At 50.1% G+C, this 12,225-nt stretch carries 4 tRNA genes and 8 rRNA genes; all 12 read right to left on the bottom strand.

The features are described from left to right. Positions 1-211 precede the first annotated feature (211 nt). A tRNA-Asp gene (locus tag LRQ06_RS08060) sits at positions 212-288 on the bottom strand. A 60-nt stretch (positions 289-348) separates the two neighbouring features. Further along, positions 349-464: ribosomal RNA gene (gene rrf, locus LRQ06_RS08055) — 5S ribosomal RNA — on the bottom strand. A gap of 86 nt (positions 465-550) precedes the next feature. Beyond that, positions 551-3,440: ribosomal RNA gene (locus LRQ06_RS08050) — 23S ribosomal RNA — on the bottom strand. Between the two features lie 277 nt (positions 3,441-3,717). Further along, a tRNA-Ala gene (locus tag LRQ06_RS08045) sits at positions 3,718-3,793 on the bottom strand. Between the two features lie 35 nt (positions 3,794-3,828). Then, positions 3,829-3,905, bottom strand: a tRNA-Ile gene (locus tag LRQ06_RS08040). 65 nt (positions 3,906-3,970) lie between these two features. Further along, positions 3,971-5,513: ribosomal RNA gene (locus LRQ06_RS08035) — 16S ribosomal RNA — on the bottom strand. A gap of 343 nt (positions 5,514-5,856) precedes the next feature. Then, positions 5,857-5,972, bottom strand: a 5S ribosomal RNA gene (rrf, locus tag LRQ06_RS08030). Positions 5,973-6,058: 86 nt separating this feature from the next. Further along, a 23S ribosomal RNA gene (locus LRQ06_RS08025) occupies positions 6,059-8,960 on the bottom strand. A gap of 277 nt (positions 8,961-9,237) precedes the next feature. Next, positions 9,238-9,310, bottom strand: a tRNA-OTHER gene (locus LRQ06_RS08020). Between the two features lie 101 nt (positions 9,311-9,411). After that, positions 9,412-10,951: ribosomal RNA gene (locus LRQ06_RS08015) — 16S ribosomal RNA — on the bottom strand. A 342-nt stretch (positions 10,952-11,293) separates the two neighbouring features. After that, positions 11,294-11,408, bottom strand: a 5S ribosomal RNA gene (rrf, locus tag LRQ06_RS08010). 87 nt (positions 11,409-11,495) lie between these two features. Then, positions 11,496-12,225: ribosomal RNA gene (locus LRQ06_RS08005) — 23S ribosomal RNA — on the bottom strand; the annotation flags it as partial.

The raw sequence follows: 12,225 nt of genomic DNA, 5'->3' as shown, positions 1-12,225 counted from the left end.
TTTCACTTTGGAATGTATATTTCTCTCATTGAGGTCTGAAATCCGCCTTTCAGTCCGATTATGTTATTTAATTACAACCATCAGACAGAAAAGACACAATAAACAAAGTGGCGGAAAGCCCGGAGAAGAGTATGGGAGTGCTGATGTGAAAATACAAGAACAACGCATAATGCAAAAAGCCCCGACCAGAAGGTCAGGGCTTAAAATCAAGTGGCGGAGCGGACGGGACTCGAACCCGCGACCCCCGGCGTGACAGGCCGGTATTCTAACCAACTGAACTACCGCTCCGCATTGGCTAGCTAAAGTGCTAATCTGTGTCATCAGAATCTCTGATAACAGAAAATAAAAGCCTGGCGATGTCCTACTCTCACATGGGGAAACCCCACACTACCATCGGCGCTAATTCGTTTCACTTCTGAGTTCGGCATGGGATCAGGTGGGTCCAAATCGCTATGGCCGCCAGGCAAATTCGTTAATTCAGAAAGCTGTCTTATTCTCAACCCACAACCAAGATTCTCTCTTGAGTCCGCCAAAACCTTTTCGGTGTTGTATGGTTAAGCCTCACGGGCAATTAGTACAGGTTAGCTCAACGCCTCACAACGCTTACACACCCTGCCTATCAACGTTCTGGTCTCGAACAACCCTTCAGGACACTTAAAGTGCCAGGGAAGACTCATCTCAGGGCTCGCTTCCCGCTTAGATGCTTTCAGCGGTTATCGATTCCGAACTTAGCTACCGGGCAATGCGATTGGCATCACAACCCGAACACCAGAGGTTCGTCCACTCCGGTCCTCTCGTACTAGGAGCAGCCCCCTTCAATCTTCCAACGCCCACGGCAGATAGGGACCGAACTGTCTCACGACGTTCTAAACCCAGCTCGCGTACCACTTTAAATGGCGAACAGCCATACCCTTGGGACCGACTTCAGCCCCAGGATGTGATGAGCCGACATCGAGGTGCCAAACACCGCCGTCGATATGAACTCTTGGGCGGTATCAGCCTGTTATCCCCGGAGTACCTTTTATCCGTTGAGCGATGGCCCTTCCATTCAGAGCCACCGGATCACTATGACCTGCTTTCGCACCTGCTCGAGCCGTCACTCTCGCAGTCAAGCGGGCTTATGCCATTACACTAACCTCACGATGTCCAACCGTGATTAGCCCACCTTCGTGCTCCTCCGTTACTCTTTGGGAGGAGACCGCCCCAGTCAAACTACCCACCAGGCACTGTCCTCATCCCCGATTAGGGGACCAAGTTAGAACATCAAACATACAAGGGTGGTATTTCAAGGATGGCTCCACACAATCTGGCGACTGTGTTTCATAGCCTCCCACCTATCCTACACATGTAGGCTCAATGTTCAGTGCCAAGCTGTAGTAAAGGTTCACGGGGTCTTTCCGTCTAGCCGCGGGTACACTGCATCTTCACAGCGATTTCAATTTCACTGAGTCTCGGGTGGAGACAGCGTGGCCATCATTACGCCATTCGTGCAGGTCGGAACTTACCCGACAAGGAATTTCGCTACCTTAGGACCGTTATAGTTACGGCCGCCGTTTACCGGGGCTTCGATCAACCGCTTCGACCAAAGTCTAACAGCATCAATTAACCTTCCGGCACCGGGCAGGCGTCACACCGTATACGTCATCTTACGATTTTGCACAGTGCTGTGTTTTTAATAAACAGTTGCAGCCACCTGGTATCTGCGACTCCCGTCAGCTCCATCCGCAAGGGACTTCACCATCAGGAGCGTACCTTCTCCCGAAGTTACGGTACCATTTTGCCTAGTTCCTTCACCCGAGTTCTCTCAAGCGCCTTGGTATTCTCTACCCGACCACCTGTGTCGGTTTGGGGTACGATTCCTTACTGTCTGAAGCTTAGAGGCTTTTCCTGGAAGCATGGCATCAATGACTTCACCACCTTAGTGGCTCGACGTCGTGTCTCAGCCTTAAAAAGAGCCGGATTTACCTGACTCTTAAGCCTACGCACTTGAACCTGGACAACCATCGCCAGGCTCATCTAGCCTTCTCCGTCCCCCCATCGCAACAGTAAGAAGTACGGGAATATTAACCCGTTTCCCATCGACTACGCTTTTCAGCCTCGCCTTAGGGGTCGACTTACCCTGCCCCGATTAACGTTGGACAGGAACCCTTGGTCTTCCGGCGTGGAGGTTTTTCACCCCCATTATCGTTACTCATGTCAGCATTCGCACTTCTGATACCTCCAGCGTGCGTTACCACACACCTTCAGCGGCTTACAGAACGCTCCCCTACCCAATACGATAAATCGCATTGCCGCAGCTTCGGTTTACAACTTAGCCCCGTTACATCTTCCGCGCAGGCCGACTCGACTAGTGAGCTATTACGCTTTCTTTAAATGATGGCTGCTTCTAAGCCAACATCCTAGCTGTCTGAGCCTTCCCACATCGTTTCCCACTTAGCTGTAATTTGGGACCTTAGCTGGCGGTCTGGGTTGTTTCCCTCTCCACGACGGACGTTAGCACCCGCCGTGTGTCTCCCGGATAGTACTTACTGGTATTCGGAGTTTGCAAAGGGTTGGTAAGTCGGGATGACCCCCTAGCCTTAACAGTGCTCTACCCCCAGTAGTATTCGTCCGAGGCGCTACCTAAATAGCTTTCGGGGAGAACCAGCTATCTCCGAGTTTGATTGGCCTTTCACCCCTAGCCACAGGTCATCCGCTAATTTTTCAACATTAGTCGGTTCGGTCCTCCAGTTGATGTTACTCAACCTTCAACCTGCCCATGGCTAGATCACTCGGTTTCGGGTCTATATCCAGAGACTAAACGCGCAGTTAACACTCGCTTTCGCTACGGCTCCCCTAATCGGTTAACCTTGCCACTGAATATAAGTCGCTGACCCATTATACAAAAGGTACGCAGTCACCTAACTAGTAGGCTCCTACTGCTTGTACGTACACGGTTTCAGGTTCTGTTTCACTCCCCTCACAGGGGTTCTTTTCGCCTTTCCCTCACGGTACTGGTTCACTATCGGTCAGTCAGGAGTATTTAGCCTTGGAGGATGGTCCCCCCATTTTCAAACAGGATATCACGTGTCCCGCCTTACTCGATTTCACTCATACAATGCCGTCAGTTACGGGGCTGTCACCCTGTATCGCGTGCCTTTCCAGACACTTCACCTGACACTGTATCAGCTTAAGGGCTACTCCGATTTCGCTCGCCGCTACTTTCGGAATCTCGGTTGATTTCTTTTCCTCGGGGTACTTAGATGTTTCAGTTCTCCCGGTTCGCCTCATTAAGCTATGTATTCACTTAATGATACTTACTGCTGTAAGTGGGTTTCCCCATTCGGAAATCTCAGATTCAGGTGGCTCTTACTGCCTCATCTGAGCTTATCGCAAGTTAGTACGTCCTTCATCGCCTCTGACTGCCAAGGCATCCACCATGTACGCTTAGTCACTTAACCATACAACCCGAAAAAGTTTCGGAATGTGGTCTTGTCACCAAGATTTGTCTGCCATTTTTATACATGCGGCAGACTATGATATTGCCGGACTCAATTTCCAAGAACACTTGATTGTGTTGGTCTTTCTTATACAAGAAAGTATTGAGAACTTTTACAAACAGTTTTGTTTAAAAACAAAACTGCTTTGTCAGCTTTCCAAATTGTTAAAGAGCGTGATTCATAAAGAACCATGTTTAACCATTCTCTTCCCATTCACAAAGAAAAGAACACTTAAAGATGGTGGAGCTATGCGGGATCGAACCGCAGACCTCCTGCGTGCAAGGCAGGCGCTCTCCCAGCTGAGCTATAGCCCCATCAGGTGTCGATACCGCTTCAATTCAATGTGAATTGGTGGGTCTGAGTGGACTTGAACCACCGACCTCTCGCTTATCAGGCGAACGCTCTAACCACCTGAGCTACAGACCCAGTATCGTCTCTTAATAACATAAACCTTCAATCTGTGTGAACACTCGACAATAATCATCATCGTGTAAGGAGGTGATCCAGCGCCAGGTTCCCCTAGCGCTACCTTGTTACGACTTCACCCCAGTCATGAACCACAAAGTGGCAAGCGTCCTCCCGAAGGTTAAACTACCTGCTTCTTTTGCAGCCCACTCCCATGGTGTGACGGGCGGTGTGTACAAGGCCCGGGAACGTATTCACCGTGGCATCCTGATCCACGATTACTAGCGATTCCGACTTCATGGAGTCGAGTTGCAGACTCCAATCCGGACTACGACGTACTTTTTGGGATTCGCTCACTTTCGCAAGTTGGCCGCCCTCTGTATACGCCATTGTAGCACGTGTGTAGCCCTACTCGTAAGGGCCATGATGACTTGACGTCGTCCCCACCTTCCTCCGGTTTATCACCGGCAGTCTCCCTGGAGTTCCCACCCGAAGTGCTGGCAAACAAGGATAAGGGTTGCGCTCGTTGCGGGACTTAACCCAACATTTCACAACACGAGCTGACGACAGCCATGCAGCACCTGTCTCAGAATTCCCGAAGGCACTCCTCTATCTCTAAAGGATTTTCTGGATGTCAAGAGTAGGTAAGGTTCTTCGCGTTGCATCGAATTAAACCACATGCTCCACCGCTTGTGCGGGCCCCCGTCAATTCATTTGAGTTTTAATCTTGCGACCGTACTCCCCAGGCGGTCTACTTAACGCGTTAGCTCCGAAAGCCACAGCTCAAGGCCGCAACCTCCAAGTAGACATCGTTTACGGCGTGGACTACCAGGGTATCTAATCCTGTTTGCTCCCCACGCTTTCGCATCTCAGTGTCAGGTATCTGTCCAGGGGGCCGCCTTCGCCACCGGTATTCCTTCAGATCTCTACGCATTTCACCGCTACACCTGAAATTCTACCCCCCTCTACAGTACTCTAGCCAACCAGTTTCAAATGCGATTCCGAGGTTAAGCCCCGGGCTTTCACATCTGACTTAATCAACCACCTACATGCGCTTTACGCCCAGTAATTCCGATTAACGCTCGCACCCTCCGTATTACCGCGGCTGCTGGCACGGAGTTAGCCGGTGCTTCTTCTGCAGCTAACGTCAAAATAACAGAGTATTAATCTGTCACCCTTCCTCACTGCTGAAAGTACTTTACAACCCGAAGGCCTTCTTCATACACGCGGCATGGCTGCATCAGGGTTTCCCCCATTGTGCAATATTCCCCACTGCTGCCTCCCGTAGGAGTCTGGACCGTGTCTCAGTTCCAGTGTGGCTGATCATCCTCTCAGACCAGCTAGAGATCGTCGCCTTGGTGAGCTCTTACCTCACCAACCAGCTAATCTCACTTAGGCGTATCCGGTAGCGCAAGGTCCGAAGAGCCCCCGCTTTGACCCATAGGTATTATGCGGTATTAGCCATCGTTTCCAATGGTTATCCCCCTCTACCGGGCAACTTCCTAAGCATTACTCACCCGTCCGCCGCTCGTCAGCAAGAAAGCAAGCTTTCTTCTGTTACCGCCCGACTTGCATGTGTTAGGCCTGCCGCCAGCGTTCAATCTGAGCCATGATCAAACTCTTCAATTAAAGTTTTTTGATGCCTTAGCATCGGCTCAATGAATACTGATAACATGCACTACTTTATCAAAAGTAATGTTATGTTGAATTGACTGTGCCAAACATTCATTCTAAAAAGAAATCCTGTTCGTTTTGGTCACTCGTATCATTGATAAAATCTTTTGGATGTTTATCCGACGAGTGCCCACACAGATTGATAGGTTTATATTGTTAAAGAGCTTTGCTTTCAGTGCGTTAGCACTTAAGCAGGACGCGTATAATACGCTACCCACTTTGAAAGTCAACATAAAACTCTAATCTTTTTTAAAGTCTTATGGTGACTTGCTTAAATCAATAAGCAAGCAAAATAAAAGCCTGGCGATGTCCTACTCTCACATGGGGAAACCCCACACTACCATCGGCGCTAATTCGTTTCACTTCTGAGTTCGGCATGGAGTCAGGTGGGTCCAAATCGCTATGGCCGCCAGGCAAATTCGTTAATTCAGAAAGCTGTCTTATTCTCAACCCACAACCAAGATTCTCTCTTGAGTCCGCCAAAACCTTTTCGGTGTTGTATGGTTAAGCCTCACGGGCAATTAGTACAGGTTAGCTCAACGCCTCACAACGCTTACACACCCTGCCTATCAACGTTCTGGTCTCGAACAACCCTTCAGGACACTTAAAGTGCCAGGGACAGACTCATCTCAGGGCTCGCTTTCCCGCTTAGATGCTTTCAGCGGTTATCGGATTCCGAACTTAGCTACCGGGCAATGCGATTGGCATCACAACCCGAACACCAGAGGTTCGTCCACTCCGGTCCTCTCGTACTAGGAGCAGCCCCCTTCAATCTTCCAACGCCCACGGCAGATAGGGACCGAACTGTCTCACGACGTTCTACAACCCAGCTCGCGACTACCACGTTAAATGGCGAACAGCCCTACCCTTAGGGACCGACTCAGCCCCAGGATGTGATGAGCGCGACATCGAGGCTGCCAACGCACCACGCCGGTCGATATGAACTCTTGGTGCACGGTATCAGCCTGTTATCCCCCCGGAGTACCTTTTATCCGTTGAGCGATGGCCCTTCCATTCAGAGCCACCGGATCACTATGACCTGCTTTCGCACCTGCTCGAGCCGTCACTCTCGCAGTCAAGCGGGCTTATGCCATTACACTAACCTCACGATGTCCAACCGTGATTAGCCCACCTTCGTGCTCCTCCGTTACTCTTTGGGAGGAGACCGCCCCAGTCAAACTACCCACCAGGCACTGTCCTCATCCCCGATTAGGGGACCAAGTTAGAACATCAAACATACAAGGGTGGTATTTCAAGGATGGCTCCACACAATCTGGCGACTGTGTTTCATAGCCTCCCACCTATCCTACACATGTAGGCTCAATGTTCAGTGCCAAGCTGTAGTAAAGGTTCACGGGGTCTTTCCGTCTAGCCGCGGGTACACTGCATCTTCACAGCGATTTCAATTTCACTGAGTCTCGGGTGGAGACAGCGTGGCCATCATTACGCCATTCGTGCAGGTCGGAACTTACCCGACAAGGAATTTCGCTACCTTAGGACCGTTATAGTTACGGCCGCCGTTTACCGGGGCTTCGATCAACCGCTTCGACCAAAGTCTAACAGCATCAATTAACCTTCCGGCACCGGGCAGGCGTCACACCGTATACGTCATCTTACGATTTTGCACAGTGCTGTGTTTTTAATAAACAGTTGCAGCCACCTGGTATCTGCGACTCCCGTCAGCTCCATCCGCAAGGGACTTCACCATCAGGAGCGTACCTTCTCCCGAAGTTACGGTACCATTTTGCCTAGTTCCTTCACCCGAGTTCTCTCAAGCGCCTTGGTATTCTCTACCCGACCACCTGTGTCGGTTTGGGGTACGATTCCTTACTGTCTGAAGCTTAGAGGCTTTTCCTGGAAGCATGGCATCAATGACTTCACCACCTTAGTGCTGTCGTGTCTCAGCCTTAAAAAGAGCCGGATTTACCTGACTCTTAAGCCTACGCACTTGAACCTGGACAACCATCGCCAGGCTCATCTAGCCTTCTCCGTCCCCCCATCGCAACAGTAAGAAGTACGGGAATATTAACCCGTTTCCCATCGACTACGCTTTTCAGCCTCGCCTTAGGGGTCGACTTACCCTGCCCCGATTAACGTTGGACAGGAACCCTTGGTCTTCCGGCGTGGAGGTTTTTCACCCCCATTATCGTTACTCATGTCAGCATTCGCACTTCTGATACCTCCAGCGTGCGTTACCACACACCTTCAGCGGCTTACAGAACGCTCCCCTACCCAATACGATAAATCGCATTGCCGCAGCTTCGGTTTACAACTTAGCCCCGTTACATCTTCCGCGCAGGCCGACTCGACTAGTGAGCTATTACGCTTTCTTTAAATGATGGCTGCTTCTAAGCCAACATCCTAGCTGTCTGAGCCTTCCCACATCGTTTCCCACTTAGCTGTAATTTGGGACCTTAGCTGGCGGTCTGGGTTGTTTCCCTCTCCACGACGGACGTTAGCACCCGCCGTGTGTCTCCCGGATAGTACTTACTGGTATTCGGAGTTTGCAAAGGGTTGGTAAGTCGGGATGACCCCCTAGCCTTAACAGTGCTCTACCCCCAGTAGTATTCGTCCGAGGCGCTACCTAAATAGCTTTCGGGGAGAACCAGCTATCTCCGAGTTTGATTGGCCTTTCACCCCTAGCCACAGGTCATCCGCTAATTTTTCAACATTAGTCGGTTCGGTCCTCCAGTTGATGTTACTCAACCTTCAACCTGCCCATGGCTAGATCACTCGGTTTCGGGTCTATATCCAGAGACTAAACGCGCAGTTAACACTCGCTTTCGCTACGGCTCCCCTAATCGGTTAACCTTGCCACTGAATATAAGTCGCTGACCCATTATACAAAAGGTACGCAGTCACCTAACTAGTAGGCTCCTACTGCTTGTACGTACACGGTTTCAGGTTCTGTTTCACTCCCCTCACAGGGGTTCTTTTCGCCTTTCCCTCACGGTACTGGTTCACTATCGGTCAGTCAGGAGTATTTAGCCTTGGAGGATGGTCCCCCCATTTTCAAACAGGATATCACGTGTCCCGCCTTACTCGATTTCACTCATACAATGCCGTCAGTTACGGGGCTGTCACCCTGTATCGCGTGCCTTTCCAGACACTTCACCTGACACTGTATCAGCTTAAGGGCTACTCCGATTTCGCTCGCCGCTACTTTCGGAATCTCGGTTGATTTCTTTTCCTCGGGGTACTTAGATGTTTCAGTTCTCCCGGTTCGCCTCATTAAGCTATGTATTCACTTAATGATACTTACTGCTGTAAGTGGGTTTCCCCATTCGGAAATCTCAGATTCAGGTGGCTCTTACTGCCTCATCTGAGCTTATCGCAAGTTAGTACGTCCTTCATCGCCTCTGACTGCCAAGGCATCCACCATGTACGCTTAGTCACTTAACCATACAACCCGAAAAAGTTTCGGAATGTGGTCTTGTCACCAAGATTTGTCTGCCATTTTTATACATGCGGCAGACTATGATATTGCCGGACTCAATTTCCAAGAACACTTGATTGTGTTGGTCTTTCTTATACAAGAAAGTATTGAGAACTTTTACAAACAATTTTTTTAAAAAAACAAACTGCTTTGTCAGCTTTCCAAATTGTTAAAGAGCGTGATTCATAAAGAACCATGTTTAACCATTCTCTTCCCATTCATAAAGAAAAGAACACTTAAAGATGGTATCCGTAGGGGAGTCGAACCCCGTTACCGCCGTGAAAGGCGGTGTCCTAGGCCTCTAGACGAACGGGACACAAAAAGTCTCTGCTCGCAATGAGGGCAGAGGTTTAACGGTGCTCTCGATAATGTAAACGTATCAATCTGTGTGAACACTCGACAATAATCATCATCGTGTAAGGAGGTGATCCAGCGCCAGGTTCCCCTAGCGCTACCTTGTTACGACTTCACCCCAGTCATGAACCACAAAGTGGCAAGCGTCCTCCCGAAGGTTAAACTACCTGCTTCTTTGCAGCCCACTCCCATGGTGTGACGGGCGGTGTGTACAAGGCCCGGGAACGTATTCACCGTGGCATTCTGATCCACGATTACTAGCGATTCCGACTTCATGGAGTCGAGTTGCAGACTCCAATCCGGACTACGACGTACTTTTTGGGATTCGCTCACTTTCGCAAGTTGGCCGCCCTCTGTATACGCCATTGTAGCACGTGTGTAGCCCTACTCGTAAGGGCCATGATGACTTGACGTCGTCCCCACCTTCCTCCGGTTTATCACCGGCAGTCTCCCTGGAGTTCCCACCCGAAGTGCTGGCAAACAAGGATAAGGGTTGCGCTCGTTGCGGGACTTAACCCAACATTTCACAACACGAGCTGACGACAGCCATGCAGCACCTGTCTCAGAATTCCCGAAGGCACTCCTCTATCTCTAAAGGATTTTCTGGATGTCAAGAGTAGGTAAGGTTCTTCGCGTTGCATCGAATTAAACCACATGCTCCACCGCTTGTGCGGGCCCCCGTCAATTCATTTGAGTTTTAATCTTGCGACCGTACTCCCAGGCGGTCTACTTAACGCGTTAGCTCCGAAAGCCACAGCTCAAGGCCGCAACCTCCAAGTAGACATCGTTTACGGCGTGGACTACCAGGGTATCTAATCCTGTTTGCTCCCCACGCTTTCGCATCTCAGTGTCAGTATCTGTCCAGGGGGCCGCCTTCGCCACCGGTATTCCTTCAGATCTCTACGCATTTCACCGCTACACCTGAAATTCTACCCCCCTCTACAGTACTCTAGCCAACCAGTTTCAAATGCGATTCCGAGGTTAAGCCCCGGGCTTTCACATCTGACTTAATCAACCACCTACATGCGCTTTACGCCCAGTAATTCCGATTAACGCTCGCACCCTCCGTATTACCGCGGCTGCTGGCACGGAGTTAGCCGGTGCTTCTTCTGCAGCTAACGTCAAAATAACAGAGTATTAATCTGTCACCCTTCCTCACTGCTGAAAGTACTTTACAACCCGAAGGCCTTCTTCATACACGCGGCATGGCTGCATCAGGGTTTCCCCCATTGTGCAATATTCCCCACTGCTGCCTCCCGTAGGAGTCTGGACCGTGTCTCAGTTCCAGTGTGGCTGATCATCCTCTCAGACCAGCTAGAGATCGTCGCCTTGGTGAGCTCTTACCTCACCAACCAGCTAATCTCACTTAGGCGTATCCGGTAGCGCAAGGTCCGAAGAGCCCCCGCTTTGACCCATAGGTATTATGCGGTATTAGCCATCGTTTCCAATGGTTATCCCCCTCTACCGGGCAACTTCCTAAGCATTACTCACCCGTCCGCCGCTCGTCAGCAAGAAAGCAAGCTTTCTTCTGTTACCGCCCGACTTGCATGTGTTAGGCCTGCCGCCAGCGTTCAATCTGAGCCATGATCAAACTCTTCAATTAAAGTTTTTTGATGCCTTAGCATCGGCTCAATGAATACTGATAACATGCACTACTTTATAAAAGTAATGTTATGTTGAATTGACTGTGCCAAACATTCATTCTAAAAAGAAATCCTGTCGTTTTTGGTCACTCGTATCATTGATAAAATCTTTTGGATGTTTATCCGACGAGTGCCCACACAGATTGATAGGTTTATATTGTTAAAGAGCTTTGCTTTCAGTGCGTTAGCACTTAAGCAGGACGCGTATAATACGCTACCCACTTTGAAAGTCAACATAAAACTCTAATCTTTTTTAAAGTCTTATGGTGACTTGCTTAAATCAATAAGCAAGCAAAATAAAAGCCTGGCGATGTCCTACTCTCACATGGGGAAACCCACACTACCATCGGCGCTAATTCGTTTCACTTCTGAGTTCGGCATGGAGTCAGGTGGGTCCAAATCGCTATGGCCGCCAGGCAAATTCGTTAATTCAGAAAGCTGTCTTATTCTCAACCCCACAACCAAGATTCTCTCTTGAGTCCGCCAAAACCTTTTCGGTGTTGTATGGTTAAGCCTCACGGGCAATTAGTACAGGTTAGCTCAACGCCTCACAACGCTTACACACCCTGCCTATCAACGTTCTGGTCTCGACAACCCTTCAGGACACTTAAAGTGCCAGGGAAAGACTCATCTCAGGGCTCGCTCCCGCTTAGATGCTTTCAGCGGTTATCGATTCCGAACTTAGCTACCGGGCAATGCGATTGCATCACAACCCGAACACCAGAGGTTCGTCCACTCCGGTCCTCTCGTACTAGGAGCAGCCCCTTCAATCTTCCAACGCCCACGGCAGATAGGGACCGAACTGTCTCACGACGTTCTAAACCCAGCTCGCGTACCACTTTAAATGGCGAACAGCATACCCTTGGGACCGACTTCAGCCCCAGGATGTGATGAGCGACATCGAGGTGCCAAACACCGCCGTCGATATGAACTCTTGGGCGGTATCAGCCTGTTATCCCCGGAGTACCTTTTATCCGTTGAGCGATGGCCCTTCCATTCAGAGCCACCGGATCACTATGACCTGCTTTCGCACCTGCTCGAGCCGTCACTCTCGCAGTCAAGCGGGCTTTATGCCATTACACTAACCTCACGATGTCCAACCGTGAATTAGCCCACCTCGTGCTCCTCCGTTACTCTTTGGGAGGAGACCGCCCCAGTCAAACTACCCACCAGGCACTGTCCTCCCCCCGATTAGGGGACCAAGTTAGAACATCAAACATACAAGGGTGGTATT

Source organism: Vibrio salinus (assembly GCF_021272385.1).
In the GTDB taxonomy this organism is placed as follows: Bacteria; Pseudomonadota; Gammaproteobacteria; order Enterobacterales; family Vibrionaceae; genus Vibrio; species Vibrio salinus.
This window is presented reverse-complemented; position numbering and strand designations above follow the sequence as displayed.